Below are 14,835 nucleotides of genomic sequence, written 5' to 3' on the forward strand. Positions count from 1 at the left end.
GATGTCCCTGTTTGAAACCTTCACGATAAACTGGCCCTACTTTCTGGCGGCAATCGCTTTGCTCTGGATGCCGCGCCAATGGCTGCGCACGGGCAAGCGCGTGCTGAAACGCCGCCGTAAACCGGATGGCGCTCTTGAAGAACTGGCGGGCATGGGAGCGCGCAATCCGGAGGATCGTTCTGTTCACCCCGCCAAAGAGTTTAAAAATTTTCGCAATTACGTGGATATGCTTCGCGGAGTGGTCGGAGGTTACTGCTTGGTGGAGTTTGGTGTTTTCGCCACGAAGCCGGAAGGTTCGTTTCCGGTCTACGCGATCATCGCCGCAATCTTGTTTGTGGGTGTGCTGATTCAGTCGCTGCGGTTCGATGCGCGGATCAGTTTTTTCGCAGCAGTTTTTTATATGGCGGGACTGAGCGTCGGCTCGACGGAGCATTATTCCAGCTTGTTCGCGTTTGCGCTGGTGCTGGCGGTCAACCCGATCATCGCAAATCCACGCATGTTCATGGTGGCTTACGGAGTTTTCCTGCTGGTTTTTGGAACGGTCTTTGCGGACAGCCAGGTGATTCTTTGCATCAACGTTTTCCTGTTTCTGCTGATTCCAGTATTGAGCCTGCTGACCAAGCGGCCGGTGGTGATTTTCTCACGTAAATCGAAAAGTTCCTCGGGTTGATGGCGGCGGGTGGTTCATGGCAGGCGTGGGTGGAAGCGGCGCGGCTGCGGACGTTGCCGGCGGCAATCATTCCCGTCATGGTCGGCACGGCGCTCGCCAATGCGCATGGCGGGGCAAACTACGGCACGGCGTGCATTTGCCTCGGGTTTGCGCTGCTCGTGCAGATTGGCACGAATTACGCGAATGACTATTTCGATTTCGTGAAAGGTGCAGACACGGCGGCGCGCGTCGGGCCGAGACGGGCGGTGGTGGCGGGATTAATCACGCCGAAAGCGATGTGCATCGCGATGATGGTGGTGTTTGCAGTGGCGTTTGCCGTGGGTCTGTTGCTCGTGAGAACGGGAGGTTGGGTGCTATTGCCGATTGGCGTGATCAGTATCTTGTGCGGCATCGCTTACACGGGCGGGCCATATCCACTTGGGTATAACGGGCTCGGCGACCTTTTCGTGTTTATTTTTTTCGGACTGGTGGCGGTCTCGACAACTTTCTACGTGCAGACCGGTTCGGTGACTGCGGATGCAATCGTGTGCGCGGCGGCGATCGGATTGCTCGCGGCAAATATCATCGTGCCGAATAATTATCGCGACATGGAAACGGATGCAGCCGCAGGGAAGCGCACGCTCGTGGTTCGTTTCGGAAGAAAGTTTGCCGTTAAACAATACGCGATTTGCGCAACGCTCGCGATGGGCTGCCCAGTCGCGCTGCTGGGTTACGGGTATCATTGGGCCGTGCTGCTGCCACTGATTTTGATCCCGAAGGCGGTTAAGCTTACGCGTCGATTGGCGGCTTCGACCGAGCCCGTTGAGCAAATTCGTCTGCTCGGTGACACGGCGAAATTTCTCGCGCTGTTCGGAGTGCTATTGAGCGCCGGGCTGATTTTCGGCGCGAAATAGCTTCAACTTGCGGGCACAAAAAAGCCGGAGCGACTTTGCTCCGACTTAAAATGAGCGAACGCTTCTTCGCGTAAATTAAATCTTCGCGGCGAGCTTCGTCTTGAGCGAATTCTTGTCCATCATACCGACGTATTGGTCGATCTTCTGGCCATCCTTGAAAAGAATCATGGTCGGGATGCCGCGCACGCCAAATTTGGCGGCAAGTTCGCCGTTGTCGTCGACGTTAACCTTCGCGATCTTCAACTTGCCGTCGAGCTCGCCGGAAAGTTCGTCAAGAATCGGAGCGATGGCTTTGCAAGGTCCGCACCAAGGGGCCCAAAAATCCACGAGCGTGGGTGTCGAGCCGGCGACGGCGGTTTCAAAATTGGCGGTGTCGAGGTGGGCGATTTTTTCAGACATGGTGCGAATTAAATTAAGGTTTAGTGAAAGGCAAATGACGCTCAGCGGGGCGTGGATTTTTGAATGATATCGTGAAGCTCTTTGGGTTCGACGCTTTGCAGCTGTTTCCCGCGGGCTTTGAGTTCTTCGAACGTTTTGATGACGGTCTCGGTCATGCGTCCGTGAGTTTCCTCCGAGCCACCGACAATCGTGAATTTGTCGGCGGTGGTGACGCGCTTGTGGCCGTCCTGGTTGTCGAGACCGACGCCGAGCAGGTGCGCTTTGTCAGCTTTGCGCGGGCGGGATGCTTTCTTTTCCTTCATCGTGTGAAGCTACCGTGTTCGGCTCGGCGGGTGTTTCAAGTGCCTTTTGATGACCGTCGCGGACAACGCATACAATGTCGGTGAAGGCTTCGTTTTGCTGCACCGTGAGTTTGCCCAAGCGGGTCAATTCCAGCACCGCGAGGAAAGTTGCGACGAGCCGGCGAAGAGTGATCGGGGCGCCTTCCAGGAGCGCGGTGAATACGAACTCGCGACGATCCTTGATGTATTCGAGGACGTATTCCATCTGATCGGCAACGGTGACTTCCTCGGCGTGGATTTCGCCGACAACGAGTTTTTCCGCGAGTCGGCGCAGGACGACGTTGAAGGTATTCCACACGTCGATGCGGTCGACGTTTTGCAGCGGGCGATCCGATTGCTCGGTGAAAGACGATTCGACGCGCGGCAGGCGATCCTGCGCATTGATGATCATCTGGCCGAGATTGCCCGCGGCTTCCTTGAATTTTTTATACTGGAGCAACTGATGAACAAGTTCCCAGCGCGGATCGAGTTCCTCCTCGTCAGCGTTGGGATCGACGACTTGCTGGTGTTTCGGCAACAGCATGCGGCTTTTGATTTCCATCAACGTCGCCGCCATCACGAAAAACTCGCCCGCGACTTCGATTTGCAGGTCTTTCATCGCGTAGATCGCGTCAAGATACTGCTTGGTCACCTGCGTGATCGGGATGTCGTAAATATCGAGTTCGCTTTTCTTAATAAGGAAAAGCAACAGGTCCAACGGACCTTCGAATACGGGCAATTTGATGCGATAATCTGCTTCGGCGACCACGGGTGGAGTCGAGGGGGCGGGAAGCTGCCGTGCAACCGGAAAAACGCTTTTTAAGCCGGCCGTTTTCGAAGCGCTGCGGCGTAGAATCCGTCGGTGTTCAGCGTGCCCGGAAGCAGCGTCGTGCCGTAACCGTCGTAAGTGCCACCGTAGGCGCGGGGCGGGGGCTCGGGCGAGAACTCAGCGTGCGTTTTTAGGAACGCAGCGACGACGGCTTGGTTTTCGTGGTGACTGAGCGAGCAAGTCGCGTAAACGAGCACGCCTCCCGGGCGCACGCGGGGTGCGTTGGTCGCCAGAATCTGCAACTGAAGCTTGGCGAACTCCGCGATCGTCGCCGGCTGCACATACCATTTCAAATGCGGCTGACGGCGCCAAGTGCCGGAACCGGAGCAAGGTGCATCGACTAACACGCCATCGTAATCGGTGGTTGGATTTTTGAGGAGGGTGATGTTCTCGATGCGGGCGCGCGTGGCGCGGTCACGGAGTTCTTCGAGGATTTCGAGACGGATGTCGGTGGCGTCGACATGACCGTCGGACCCGAGTGCTCGTGCGAGTTGCAGGGTTTTCCCGCCGGCTCCGGCGCAAGCATCGAGCCAGCGCGAGCCGGGCTTGATTGTAGCATGTGCGAGCACGAGTTGAGAACCGAGATCCTGGATTTCGACAAAGCCGCGACGATACGCGTCGGTATTGGCAACTTCGGCGTTGGGCGGTAGGCGCAGGGCGTCGGGAAAGTCCGGCGACTGTTCAAATTCCCAGCGTTGGCCGCGGAATTCATCGAGCACGACTTCGGGATGATTGCACTGGAGGCGCACCCAGACACCGGCGCGCGTGTTGATCGAATCGAGATGGGGAGATTCGAAGGCCGCCGGACAGTGTTCGCGGAACCACTCCGGCAGCAACGTTTGTGGGTCGAAGTCTTGCGCTATCTGGTTTTTCAGAACGGCGGCTTTTGCGACGATAGTTTCGGGGGTCGCCGGCCAATCGCCGCATAGCGCCGCGCGATAGTGGGTCGTCGGTTTTAACTCGGGCGCGAGCCACGCGATTATTTTAGCGGCAGTTGGCGGATCTCGGTCGAGCAGCGATTCGACCCACGGCAGAAAACGCACGGCGGTGAAAACGAGTTCGCGGTAAAGTTTCCGGTCGCGCGAACCGAGCGAACGGTTGCGCGAGAAAATTTCTTTGAGGCGGCGCGGCAATCCGCTGTCACGACGCAGATGCGGGCGCAACTCGGCGAGGAAATCGAGAAACAGGCGCTGCTGATTGGCGGCGATGTTGGGATTCATCGGGCGGGAAAAATTCAAACGCAGCGCGTTTAGAATTTTAAGAAATCAATCTGCACGCTGAAGGCGAAGGAGCTTTCGCGGCGCGGGCCGTCGAAGAACGAGACTTCGTATTTCACGGCCCACGTCTGACCAAGACGCTGCCAGATTCCGTAGCTTTGCTCGTTGAAGCGGCTGTTGCGCGCATCGTAGCGCCAGAGCCCGGTGACGTCGTAAACTTCGTTCAAGCGCTGGCGGTATTCGAGATAGTATTCTTCGTAGTTGTTGCGGAGAAAATGAGTCGCGAGGCGCAGCGACCACCATTCCTGGTCGACGAGCTCGATCGCGGTGTTGAGTTCTTGTTGGCTCGGGCGGTGCGGGTCGACGCGATGAAACACTTCCCAGCGCAACCACGACGCCGGCGTGACAGCGAACTCGGTGTAAACATCTGAGAGCGGGCGCTGGCCAGTGTCATGGTCGAAGCGGTAGTCAGCGGCGAAATTTAGCGCTGCCAGATTGCGCGAGCCGTAAGTCGTGTCGCGTGTCTGGAGAACGTTATCGAGTTGGATGCGCAGGGTGTTGAGTGCCGAGAGGTCATCGATATTGCGCGAGTCGCCGATGGAAAGCGGTTGTAGATACGTCGAGAAAACGCGCCGGTCGATCGGCGGGATGTAAGCGCGACCATCGTCGGCTTCGGGCGCGTAACGGTAAGAAAGTTTTGGCGTGACCAGATGACGGAGACCGTCGATTTCCCAGATTTCGTTTTTGTAGTCGAACTTGCGGCTCGCGATGAGTTGGGAGTCGAAACCGACCTCGCCGAGGGTGCGCGTATATTCGTTCTTACCGCCGGTTGCGTCGGTGTAGTGCGTGACGCGCGTGCCGGCGACGGGCGTAAAAGCGAACCACGATTTCGGCGCAATGGGGCGAGCGATGCCGTAGTAAGCGTCGAGACGGTTCGTGCGCAGTTCAGGGTCGGTGCCGAAAGCGTCGGATTGGAGGACGGCGGCACTGGCATTTACGCGGTGATAGAAACCGAGCGGCAGATTGGCCGGCATCAGGTCGTAGCGGATTTCCGGCAGGCGCTCCTGCACGCGGTGATATTTGTTGGGATGGAAACGGGCGAAGGCGCTGAGCGAGTAGTTATCGCGCGTGTAGGCGGTTTCGAGAAACGAGTCAGGTTGCTGGTCGTGGTCGAAGGACTTCGGCCGAAAATCGCGAAGGATTTCGGAATCACGCCAATAGTTAAATTCACCATCGATCGTGGTGAACTCGCCGATGCGCTGACGGTGCTCCCATGAAAGGTAAGAACGGTCGCGCGGCACGGGATTACCGAGGATGTCGGTTTTGCGGTCGCCGCTGTCGCTGATGTAACCAGAGCTGAATTCGCCGCGAATACTGCCGTCGGAATTCTCGCGGAAATACGCGCCGGACGGCCCGATCATCGCGCCGCGCGAGGAATAGAGTCCGAGGTCGGCACCGAGTTTGACGCCATTGGCCACGGGAAGGTGCAGACCGATCTCGGCGAGCGCGCCGAGATTGCCTTTGTAACCGATGCGGCCGGTGAAGTAGGAAAAGAAATCACCGTCGAGTGCCTGCTCAAATTTTGAGAACGACAGGAAGCGTCCGCCGATCAGGCCCACGCTGAGGCCTTCTGCGTTGACGATGCGGCCGCGGGCGTAGGTGAGTTTTTTCGCGTGAAATGAAGGACTGTAGCGGGCGTTATCACGAAAGAAAACCGTGGCATTGGTGAGAACGAGTTCCTCGGGAGTGTTGTCGGCGGCGAGGGTCCCTTCAGCGGTGTCGCCGGAAAGGTAGAGCGGAAACTCGCCGAGGCGGAGATTAGTGACCTGGAGCTTGCGCGTCTGGATGTTAAACGTGCCGCTATCAGCGACGAGGCGACGGTCGCCGTAGGTGATGACAAAATTCCCCGAGGCGGCGACGTTGCCGGTGTTGGCGTTGTAGCGCGCGGTGTCAGCAGTCAGCAGCAGGGTGCCGAAGGCGACGCGCGCGTTACCCGCCACGACCATCTCTTTGGTGTCATAGTCGAACGTGCTCGTTTCGCCGGTGATTTTGGGCGTGGTCTGGGCGTGCGCGAACGCAGTCAACAGGCAAAAAGCAACCCCGAGGGCGGAGAGGCGACGGCAAAAAATCATGAGTCTGGAGTGGCGCGCCCGCGAGGCGGGTGCAACGAGAATTCCCCTTCATTACCCGCGACGGCGGAGATTGTTCCGTTTCGGCTAGACGCGGCAACAGACGTCAGCACAGTCACAGCTTCGACTGTGATCATCCCCGTTAACGAGCTCCACGCCTTTCTCGGTAATCACCAAGCCAATCCGCATGGCTGGCTGGGCATGCACCCGCTGACGCATGAAGGCAAAAAAGGCGTCGTGGTGCGGGCCTTTATTCGCGAGGCGGTGAAGTGTGCCGTGGTCGAGTTGGACGCCAAGCGTGCGACCACGCATCCGATGGAGCTGATCGCGAAAGAAGGGTTCTTCGAGCTCTTTATCCCGAAGAAATCGCTCTTTCGTTATCAACTGCGTTACGAAACGTCGTGGGGCGACATTCACCAAGTTTACAACGCTTACTCGTTCCTCCCGTCGCTCTCGGAGCAGGATCTATATCTTTTCAACGAGGGTAACGAGCACCGCATCTACGAAAAGCTCGGCGCGCACAAACGCATGATGGGTGACGTCCCCGGCGTGGCATTTGCAGTGTGGGCGCCAGCGGCTTCACGGGTTTCGCTCGTCGGAAATTTCAACGGTTGGGATGCGCGTTATCATCCGATGCGTCCGCTGGGCGCCTCGGGAGTGTGGGAGCTGTTCGTGCCCGACGTGCACGAAGGGGAAATGTATAAATTCGCAATCTGGGATCAGCACGGCCAGATGCGGATGAAAACCGATCCTTACGGCACGCGCTTTGAAGCGCCGCCGAATAATGCCGCGATCATTTGCGACACGACAGGGTATCAATGGGGCGACTCGGCGTGGATTGAAAAACGTCGCGCGCAAGCCGCGCAGTTGGATCGCCCGATCTCGATTTACGAATTGCACCTCGGTTCGTGGAAACGGAACGCGGAGGAAGCGAATCGGCCTTACACGTATCGGGAGCTGGCGCCGATTCTGGCGGATTACGTCACGGAAATGGGTTTCACGCACATCGAAGTGCTGCCGGTGAGCGAGTTTCCGTTCACGGGTTCTTGGGGCTACCAAGTCACCGGTTATTTTGCGCCAACACATCGCTGGGGCACGCCGGAAGATTTTCAGTTCTTCGTCGATCATCTGCACCAACGCGGCATCGGCATCATTATCGATTGGGTGCCGGCGCATTTTCCACGCGACGCCTTCGCACTGGCGCAATTCGATGGTTCACATCTTTACGAACACGCCGATCCGCGACTGGGCGCGCACATGGATTGGGGCACGCTGATTTTTAATTACGGGCGTCACGAAGTGCGGTGTTTCCTGATCGCGAGCGTGCTTTCCTGGATGGAGCGTTACCACATCGATGGCGTGCGCGTGGACGCGGTGGCGTCGATGTTGTATCTCGATTATTCGCGTAAGGCCGGTGAGTGGGTGCCCAACCAATACGGCGGTCGTGAAAATTTAGAGGCGATTAGTTTCCTGCGTCAGATGAACGACGTCGTGCATCATTACTATCCGGGCGTGATCATGATCGCGGAGGAATCGACTTCGTTTGCGATGGTGAGCCGACCCACAAAGGACGGCGGCCTCGGTTTCGATTACAAGTGGAACATGGGCATGATGCACGACACGCTCACGTATTTCCAAAAGGATCCGCTGCATCGCAAGTGGGCGCACGATAAACTGACGTTTGGGATGATTTATCAGTATTCGGAGAATTTCGTTTCCGTTTACTCGCACGACGAAGTGGTGCATTTGAAAGCATCGATGCTCGGGAAGATGGCGGCGTCGAGCATCCCGGAAAAAGCGGCGAATCTGCGCACGCTTTATGGCTACATTTGGATGTATCCGGGCAAGAAACTACTCTTCATGGGCAGCGAGTTTGGTCAGCGTGGCGAATGGAATCATGATGGGAGTCTCGAGTGGCATTTGTTGCGCGAGCCCGAGCATGAGGGCCTCCGTTCGCTCGTGCGTGATCTCAACAAACTTTACGCGAGCGAGCCTGCGCTCGGTGGCAGCGATTTCCGTTCGTCGAGTTTCCGTTGGATCAATTGCAACGACGGCGACCACAGCGTGATCAGTTTCGCTCGACTCGATGAGGCGGGAAAAGTGGCTTACGTGGTCATCAGCAATTTCACGCCGGTCACACGGACGCGCTATAATGTCGGCGTGCCGCATGCAGGCCACTGGAAGGAAGTGCTCAACACGAATTCGTCGTATTACGGCGGCACGGGCTTTGGTAACCATGGGGGACGCCAGTCTTCGACGGCGCTCGCGGACGGTTACGAACATTCGCTCAGCTTAACGCTGCCCGGCCTTTCCACGTTGGTGTTCAAGTGGACCGCGAAGTCTTAAGGCAAACTTCGCCGGAGGCAATGATCAGGCTTTCTGCCGGAGCAAGTAAGCGAGTTGGGCGGGCGAATTCTTGAGCTCGATCTTGCCGCGAGGCTCGACCTCAAATTTGTCGCCGAGTAAAAGGTGCGTGCTTTCTGAAACTTGAATCCGACCGGCTTGGCCGTGCGATTCCATGCGGCTGGCAATGTTCACCGTGTCGCCCCAGAGATCGTAGGAGAATTTTTTGGTGCCGATAATTCCTGCGACGACCGGGCCGCTATTCATGCCGATGCGGATATTCCAATTAAGTTCGTGGCGACGATTGAACACGCGCACGGCTTCGATCATCTCGAAAGCAGCGTTGGCGCAGGCGAGTGCGTGGTCCGGACGGGTAACCGGAACGCCTGAGACGAGCATGTAGGCGTCACCGATGGTTTTGATTTTTTCTAATTCAAGCGTCTCGGCAATCAGGTCGAAGCTGGAGAAAATTTCGTTCAACAACTGCACGATGCGTTGCGGCGAATGGTTGGCGGCAATGTGCGTGAAGCCGACGATGTCGGCGAAGAGCACCGTGCAATCTGCAACGCTATCTACAATGGTGCGTTGTCCGGCCTTCAGGCGCTCTGCGATGGCTTTCGGGAGCACGTTGAGCAAGAGTCGTTCTGATTTCGCGCGCTCGATTTGTAACTGCACCAGGTAAGCCTGCTCCTGGTCGCGCAGGCGTTTTTTCTCAAGCGAAGCGGTGATACGCGCGCGGAGAATGACCGGACTGAAAGGTTTTGGAACGTTATCTTCCGCGCCGGCTTCGATGCAGCGCACCGTGCTCTCAACGTCGTCGAGCGCGGTGAGCATGATCACGGGAATATGTTTCAACCGCTGATCGGCTTTGATGAATTCCAGCGTCTGAAATCCATCGAGGCCCGGCATGAGAATATCGAGCAGCACGAGGTCGAAGTTCGCTTCTTTTAATTTCTTGAGTGCGTCGTGACCATTTGCGGCTTCGTCGACGTCGTAGCCCAGCTTTTGCAAACGTCGCACGAGCATCTCGCGGTTCATGTCGTTGTCATCGACCGCCAAAAGTCGCGCCGTGGGCAATGGCGATGCGGTAGTGACGAGTTCGGGTTGGCCGGCTGTGCTCGTGGGAGAAGGTAAAATGGCCACGCTCGGAGCATCGACGGCGAGGCCGAGATCGGCGGAAGCGCTGCCGCCTTCACTTTGCTCGGGATAGGCTGCGCTCTCGAAAAGCCCGTGGAGATTGTGGGCAGCTTTGAGAATTTTCCCCAGGTCGGTGATGAGCACGTCGGACGATTCAGACGCGTTAGGTTGGATTTCGTCCAAGCACAATTCGGTGTAGCCGATGATGGCGTTCAGCGGCGTGCGCATATCCCGGCGCATGCTGGCAAAATCGATGGCTCCCGTTTCGATTTTCCAAGTGGCGAGGGAATCATTGATCAGTGCCACGAGTTGGCCGCCGGCGGTGTGGATGCGTTTCACGTCCGGCACCAATTCGGTCGCGTTTAATTCCTCGGCGGACTCCATCACCATTTCGCTGTAACCGATAATTTGGTTCAGCGGGGTGCGCAGCGAGTGACGTAATTTCGAGAGCGCTTCGAGGTCGCGCGCGCGCACGGCTTTGATCAGCGGTGCAATGGAATCCATGGGCGGATTCGTGCCGGAAGAACTGGATCCGTTTCCGCTCATGCGGAGCGCGGCATTTTCTTCAGGAGGTCTTCGATTTTGGCGAGCAGGCGGTTAAAATCCACGGGCTTGGTTTCGAAATCATCGCAGCCGGCTGCGAGCGCTTTTTGGCGATCGCTGTCGGTGGCATGAGCGGTGAGCGCGATGATCGGGATGCCTTTCAAGGCATCGTCGGCCTTGATTTGGCGTGTCGCTTCCCAGCCATCCATGACGGGCAAACTCATATCCATGAGAACGAGATCGGGCGCTTCACTTTTGGTGAGGGCGAGGCCGATGGCTCCATCTTCCGCGACGATCAGCGTGTAGCCGCGTTTTTGGAGGCGACGGGAAAGCATGTCGCGATTCATTTCGTTATCTTCGATGAGGAGAAGCTTTGGCATGGGAAACGACGCGACATTGACCTCTATTCGAGGCTCCGCAAGAGCGTAGGTGCTTCACCCTAGAGAAATGCGTTCTCGCTGCCGGCACGTCTTATTCGACGCGCGTGAAATCCGAGTAAATAACTTTCAGTTTTTCGTTGGTGCCGAAGAAAAATATTTTTCCGGTAAAGTCGGAGACGAACGTGCGCGGAAGGCTGGGCAGGTCTTTGGTCGGCGGAGAGAACTCCATTTGTGCATTCAACTGATTCATTTTTACGCCGAGAATCGGTGAATACGGCTCGATTAACGTGAGCGAATATTTTTCTACGTAGGGGAATTTTTTGGTGACGGTGATCATGAGGCGCAGGTGGCCGAGCATCTTGTCGCTGTCGGTCGAGGTTTCGCGAAAGGTGCCTTCGAGGTCAGCGCGCTCGGCGTCTTCGCGAATGAGCTTGAGCGAGGGGACGGCAATGTCGGATTTTTGAAACGAAGCTTGGGAAACGGGCGAGGGATTGGCGGCTTTTAACTTCGCATATTTGGCGAGGTCTTTCTCGCTCGGCGTCTGGCCGTTGTGTCGCAGCAAAGTCCAGCGTTCGACCAGTGGCTTGGACGGATCGTAGCGTTCGACGGACACCGCCTCGCCGCGCTCGGTGGTGATTGTGAAAGCCATTTTTGCGGGAATGTCGGCACTGAAACGCGCCACGGCTTGGAGCACGTAATCCGGCGGCGTGGCGTGGGCCGCCACGACCGTGATCAGCGCGAGCAACGCGAACAGGCTACGGTGAAAACTAGGGCGCGGGCGGAAATTTTTTTGAGATGAACCAGTCAAACTTGCCATGAAAGGTCAGCGTGCCGGCTCGATCTTTCAAATCAATCAGGATCACGGCGGTGCTGTGGTTGCGCGTGGTGAGTTCATGAAGGAAGTTTTTCTGCGTGGCTTCATCCAGTGTGCCAAACGCGAGTAAATCACCGGTGCCGGGTTTGCGGTATTTCACTTCGACGCCGCGCACGATGGCGAAAACTTCGCCGACGGTGTTTCCGAAATGGCGCTGCAAACACTCGGCGCTGGCAGCTTCCGCGAGCGCAAATTGCGCCGCGGCGTGTAGGGTGCCCAGGTGATTTTGTAGCGTGCCGCTGAAAGGCATTTCCAAGAGATGCGCAGCGCCCGCGGGCGCATCTTGAATTCCGAGCGCTTGGTTAAAAGCGAGGTCGGTGGCTTTCATCTGCGGTGATTTTTCGCGGTGTCGGTTGATTTTGGCAACGTCAGTCTGCGAATCCTTCTAAGATGAGCACGCGTGGCGCGTGGTAAGAGTGGAGGCACACCATGAATATTAAACGTTTCGCAATGCCAGTGATTGTTGCCGCGAGCCTGCATGGTTCGCTTTTTCTCAGTTCATTCTTCAGCATGAGTGGAGCGGCGTATGTGAAGCCGGTGAAGAAACCGGTTTCCACGATTCGCGAAGTCATCATCGAAGATCCTATTCCTCCAGACATCGAGGAGAAGGTTGCGGAGGTGGAGTCGTTGCCTGATGCGCAAAAAGGTGAGACCTTGCCGGAGCTTCCACTGACGATTGTGGAGAATGTGAAAACGGATTTTCCTGACCCGCTTCCTGATGATCTCGAGGTTAAGGTTACGCGCGCTGACCTCAGAAATATCGGGCCGATCGGCACACCGGACGGAAGAGGCGAATTGGCCTATAACATTTCGAACACTCGCATTTTTGCGACGGGCGATCTCGACCGCGCGCCCAATGCCCGCGTGCAACGCGCGCCGGAGTATCCGCTGTCACTGAAACAACAAGGGGTTAGCGGCTCCGTCGTCGTGGAGTTCGACGTGAATAAAGAGGGCGCGGTGGCGCGCGCTTCGGCAGTGCGTTTCACGCACAGCGAGTTTGTCGAGCCGGCGTTGCGGGCGGTGCGCTCGTGGCGTTTCGAGCCGGGCAAACGCGACGGCCGTGCGGTGCCGTTTCGGATGATTATCCCGATCGAGTTCGGGCTTTCGGACGAAAACTGATTCGAAAAAAACTCAGCTCGCGCGCGCTTGAACGTAACGGTTTACCCGTTCCACGAGTTCGTGCGGGCTGAATGGTTTCGTAATGTAGTCGAGCGCGCCCAGCTCCAGTCCGAGATTGCGCGAGTCGGGCGAAGCCCACGCCGACACGATGATAATCGGAATCGTCGCGGTAAGCGGATCGCGGCGCAAAATTTCACAGACGCCAAAGCCGTCGAGATCCGGCAACATCAGGTCGAGTAGAATGATGTCGGGCTTGTCCTTCTTCACGCAATCGATGGCTTCCCAGCCGTTGGCCGCCGTGGTCACTTGGTGGCCGGCGCGGCGCAGGTGGAAATGCATGAGGTCGGTCAACTCAGGTTCATCGTCGACTGCGAGGATTTTGGCATGTTGGGGCATGCCGCATAGTCGCAGCGCTACGTGACGATTACGCGGGTTCCGTGTGACAATTGAGCGACAAAGTCGCCGACACCGCCAGCTCGCGGGAAAACCCTGGTGGTTTGCTCTCCGCGCGATCACCAGCGGTGATAAGCCGGATGTCCTGGTTGCACGGCGACGAATGTGCCTCGACACGTTGCGCGCGGTTTCCCGGAGGCGGTGAGCACGCCTTCGATGGTGGCGCGATCGTGGGTTGACTCGATGACTTTGGCGGAGAGTTCAATCGGCCCATCGGTCGGGGTGGGGCGGAGAAGTTTAATCGCGTAGTCGGCGGTGACGGTGCAAAGCGGTTTTTCGAGTCCGTTGCGGTTCATGAGGTGCCACGCGGCCGTCCAGTTGCAGTGGCAGTCGAGCAACGATCCGATGATCCCGCCGTTCAGCATGCCGGGAAATGCTTCATGATGCTTCTCCGGCGTCCAGGTAGCGATGACTTCGTCGCCGCGCACAAAGCTGCGGATGCGCAGTCCCTTTGCATTGGCCGGGCCGCAGCCGAAACAAAGGCTGGTGGGAGCAAATTTTTCCTGAAGGCTGGGCTCATTCATGGCTGAAAATTCAGTGGCAAAATTGTTCCGTCGCAACGGGCAAAGTTCGTAAAATTTTTAACTGGCACCGAACGACTCGTGTGCCATGTTTCAAAATCATCCATGGCGCGCAAGATAGCCTTCCTCAACTACAAGGGCGGTGTCGGCAAGACTTCCCTGATCGTAAATACAGCCGCAAGTCTGGCGCGGCGCGGCATGCGCGTGCTCTTGCTGGATTTCGACACGCAGTCGAATGCGAGTATCTGGCTTTTGAAGCTGGAGCGTTGGAATAAAATCAACGCCAGCGGAGCAGGGGCGATTTACTCGATTTTCGATCCCGGCACGGCGCGCTTGAAGGATTGCGTCATCAAAGACGTGGTTGAAAGCAAGGACGGCGAAAAACTTTTGCCTGGTCTCGATTTGGTGCCGACGACGTTCAACTTGGTGGATCTTGAAGGCGAATATAAGTCCGATCCGAAACGCCCGTCTTACGTGATTTTCCAGGAGCAGCTCGCGGAGATCGAGGCGAACTACGATTTTATCGTGTTCGACTGCCCGCCGAATATTTTGCGCGCTTCGCAAAACGGCGTCTATGTCGCCAACGAAATTTACGTGCCGTCGAACCCCGACGCGTTGAGCCTGATCGGCTTCACGCTGCTGGTGGAAAAACTCATGCGCTTCCAGCAAACCTCCGCGAGCTTCCGCACGACCGCGATGGGCCCGGCAGCGCAGGTTTATGGCATCGTGTTCAACTCCATCAAAGCGAACACCGACATCGAAGTGCCGAAGATGCGCATGCAGCTTCGCTTGAACCAATTCAAAGCCCAGAAGCGCGGCGTCGCGCAAACCGCGAAGATTTGCACGACGCAGATTCGCGATGCGATGATTGTGCGCCGCGCCGTTACGCTCGGCCTGCCGGTGTTTCTCGTCGGCACGGAAGGCAACGAAGAAGACAGCGTCGCCAACGATTACCAAAAACTCGCCAACGAGATCATCGAGAATCAGCCGGCCGGCGTCGTCTGATTC

The 14,835-nt window shown here is 57.2% G+C and carries 16 protein-coding genes; 5 read left to right on the plus strand and 11 right to left on the minus strand.

The genetic code is table 11. The annotated features are described in order from the left end of the window. The first annotated feature begins 1 nt into the window (after position 1). On the plus strand, positions 2-670 hold the full coding sequence (locus tag ACRRQW_RS17200) for a hypothetical protein (protein WP_438482836.1): 669 nt from the start codon (positions 2-4) through the stop codon (positions 668-670). Then, positions 670-1,563: a 1,4-dihydroxy-2-naphthoate polyprenyltransferase gene (locus ACRRQW_RS17205; RefSeq protein WP_438482837.1), complete on the plus strand. Its 894-nt coding sequence runs from the start codon at positions 670-672 to the stop codon at positions 1,561-1,563. Before ACRRQW_RS17200 ends, ACRRQW_RS17205 begins: the two co-directional genes overlap by 1 nt. A gap of 75 nt (positions 1,564-1,638) precedes the next feature. On the opposite strand, the gene trxA is transcribed toward ACRRQW_RS17205, so the two are convergent. Genes trxA through ACRRQW_RS17230 form a run of 5 tightly spaced genes read right to left on the minus strand, consistent with a single transcriptional unit; the run spans position 1,639 to position 6,460 of the window. Continuing rightward, positions 1,639-1,962 carry a thioredoxin gene (trxA, locus tag ACRRQW_RS17210; protein WP_438482838.1) on the minus strand — a complete coding sequence of 108 codons (324 nt, stop codon included), beginning with the start codon at positions 1,960-1,962 and terminating at the stop codon, positions 1,639-1,641. 41 nt (positions 1,963-2,003) lie between these two features. Beyond that, positions 2,004-2,264: a hypothetical protein gene (locus tag ACRRQW_RS17215; RefSeq protein WP_438482839.1), complete on the minus strand. Its 261-nt coding sequence runs from the start codon at positions 2,262-2,264 to the stop codon at positions 2,004-2,006. Continuing rightward, the gene (locus ACRRQW_RS17220; protein ID WP_438482840.1) at positions 2,227-3,051 is read right to left on the minus strand and encodes a segregation and condensation protein A; all 825 of its coding nucleotides are present in this window, start codon (positions 3,049-3,051) and stop codon (positions 2,227-2,229) included. Before ACRRQW_RS17220 ends, ACRRQW_RS17215 begins: the two co-directional genes overlap by 38 nt. Positions 3,052-3,101: 50 nt before the next feature. Further along, positions 3,102-4,331, minus strand: coding sequence for an RsmB/NOP family class I SAM-dependent RNA methyltransferase (locus ACRRQW_RS17225; RefSeq protein WP_438482841.1), 1,230 nt, complete (start codon positions 4,329-4,331; stop codon positions 3,102-3,104). A gap of 29 nt (positions 4,332-4,360) precedes the next feature. Beyond that, positions 4,361-6,460, minus strand: a complete 2,100-nt coding sequence (locus ACRRQW_RS17230; protein ID WP_438482842.1) for an LPS-assembly protein LptD — start codon at positions 6,458-6,460, stop codon at positions 4,361-4,363. Between the two features lie 126 nt (positions 6,461-6,586). Here ACRRQW_RS17230 and glgB point away from each other — a divergent pair, with 126 nt between their 5' ends. Then, positions 6,587-8,803 carry a 1,4-alpha-glucan branching protein GlgB gene (gene glgB, locus ACRRQW_RS17235; RefSeq protein WP_438482843.1) on the plus strand — a complete coding sequence of 739 codons (2,217 nt, stop codon included), beginning with the start codon at positions 6,587-6,589 and terminating at the stop codon, positions 8,801-8,803. 24 nt (positions 8,804-8,827) lie between these two features. On the opposite strand, the gene ACRRQW_RS17240 is transcribed toward glgB, so the two are convergent. The 4 genes from ACRRQW_RS17240 to ACRRQW_RS17255 form a co-directional block, all read right to left on the minus strand. Further along, positions 8,828-10,441 carry an adenylate/guanylate cyclase domain-containing protein gene (locus ACRRQW_RS17240; protein WP_438482844.1) on the minus strand — a complete coding sequence of 538 codons (1,614 nt, stop codon included), beginning with the start codon at positions 10,439-10,441 and terminating at the stop codon, positions 8,828-8,830. A gap of 38 nt (positions 10,442-10,479) precedes the next feature. Then, positions 10,480-10,860 (minus strand): response regulator, encoded by a 381-nt coding sequence (locus ACRRQW_RS17245; RefSeq protein ID WP_438482845.1) that lies wholly within the window; start codon positions 10,858-10,860, stop codon positions 10,480-10,482. A gap of 91 nt (positions 10,861-10,951) precedes the next feature. Then, positions 10,952-11,605, minus strand: a complete 654-nt coding sequence (locus tag ACRRQW_RS17250) for a hypothetical protein (protein ID WP_438482846.1) — start codon at positions 11,603-11,605, stop codon at positions 10,952-10,954. Between the two features lie 22 nt (positions 11,606-11,627). Then, positions 11,628-12,062: a DUF4442 domain-containing protein gene (locus ACRRQW_RS17255; RefSeq protein WP_438482847.1), complete on the minus strand. Its 435-nt coding sequence runs from the start codon at positions 12,060-12,062 to the stop codon at positions 11,628-11,630. A 101-nt stretch (positions 12,063-12,163) separates the two neighbouring features. Here ACRRQW_RS17255 and ACRRQW_RS17260 point away from each other — a divergent pair, with 101 nt between their 5' ends. Further along, a complete protein-coding gene (locus ACRRQW_RS17260) occupies positions 12,164-12,853 on the plus strand; it encodes a TonB family protein (RefSeq protein ID WP_438482848.1) in 690 nt (229 codons plus the stop codon). A gap of 12 nt (positions 12,854-12,865) precedes the next feature. On the opposite strand, the gene ACRRQW_RS17265 is transcribed toward ACRRQW_RS17260, so the two are convergent. Both ACRRQW_RS17265 and ACRRQW_RS17270 read right to left on the minus strand, forming a co-directional pair. Further along, positions 12,866-13,249 carry a response regulator gene (locus ACRRQW_RS17265; protein WP_438482849.1) on the minus strand — a complete coding sequence of 128 codons (384 nt, stop codon included), beginning with the start codon at positions 13,247-13,249 and terminating at the stop codon, positions 12,866-12,868. Positions 13,250-13,365: 116 nt separating this feature from the next. After that, entirely contained in the window at positions 13,366-13,830 is a 465-nt protein-coding gene (locus tag ACRRQW_RS17270) for a PaaI family thioesterase (protein WP_438482850.1), read from the minus strand. A gap of 102 nt (positions 13,831-13,932) precedes the next feature. On the opposite strand from ACRRQW_RS17270, the gene ACRRQW_RS17275 reads away from it, so the two are divergent. After that, on the plus strand, positions 13,933-14,832 hold the full coding sequence (locus ACRRQW_RS17275; RefSeq protein ID WP_438482851.1) for a ParA family protein: 900 nt from the start codon (positions 13,933-13,935) through the stop codon (positions 14,830-14,832). The last annotated feature ends 3 nt before the right edge of the window (positions 14,833-14,835 follow it).

This window comes from Oleiharenicola lentus, from assembly GCF_051660365.1.
Lineage (GTDB): Bacteria > Verrucomicrobiota > Verrucomicrobiia > Opitutales > Opitutaceae > Lacunisphaera > Lacunisphaera lenta_A.

Excerpts from the sequence above, each read along its gene's own strand:
- ACRRQW_RS17240 (WP_438482844.1), bottom strand. The coding sequence starts at position 10,441 with ATGGATTCCATTGCACCGCTGATCAAAGCCGTGCGCGCGCGCGACCTC.
- ACRRQW_RS17270 (WP_438482850.1), bottom strand. The coding sequence starts at position 13,830 with ATGAATGAGCCCAGCCTTCAGGAAAAATTTGCTCCCACCAGCCTTTGT.
- ACRRQW_RS17225 (WP_438482841.1), bottom strand. The coding sequence starts at position 4,331 with ATGAATCCCAACATCGCCGCCAATCAGCAGCGCCTGTTTCTCGATTTC.
- trxA (WP_438482838.1), bottom strand. The coding sequence starts at position 1,962 with ATGTCTGAAAAAATCGCCCACCTCGACACCGCCAATTTTGAAACCGCC.
- ACRRQW_RS17200 (WP_438482836.1), top strand. The coding sequence starts at position 2 with ATGTCCCTGTTTGAAACCTTCACGATAAACTGGCCCTACTTTCTGGCG.
- ACRRQW_RS17255 (WP_438482847.1), bottom strand. The coding sequence starts at position 12,062 with ATGAAAGCCACCGACCTCGCTTTTAACCAAGCGCTCGGAATTCAAGAT.
- ACRRQW_RS17230 (WP_438482842.1), bottom strand. The coding sequence starts at position 6,460 with ATGATTTTTTGCCGTCGCCTCTCCGCCCTCGGGGTTGCTTTTTGCCTG.
- ACRRQW_RS17265 (WP_438482849.1), bottom strand. The coding sequence starts at position 13,249 with ATGCCCCAACATGCCAAAATCCTCGCAGTCGACGATGAACCTGAGTTG.
- ACRRQW_RS17205 (WP_438482837.1), top strand. The coding sequence starts at position 670 with ATGGCGGCGGGTGGTTCATGGCAGGCGTGGGTGGAAGCGGCGCGGCTG.
- ACRRQW_RS17215 (WP_438482839.1), bottom strand. The coding sequence starts at position 2,264 with ATGAAGGAAAAGAAAGCATCCCGCCCGCGCAAAGCTGACAAAGCGCAC.
- ACRRQW_RS17245 (WP_438482845.1), bottom strand. The coding sequence starts at position 10,860 with ATGCCAAAGCTTCTCCTCATCGAAGATAACGAAATGAATCGCGACATG.
- ACRRQW_RS17275 (WP_438482851.1), top strand. The coding sequence starts at position 13,933 with ATGGCGCGCAAGATAGCCTTCCTCAACTACAAGGGCGGTGTCGGCAAG.
- ACRRQW_RS17260 (WP_438482848.1), top strand. The coding sequence starts at position 12,164 with ATGAATATTAAACGTTTCGCAATGCCAGTGATTGTTGCCGCGAGCCTG.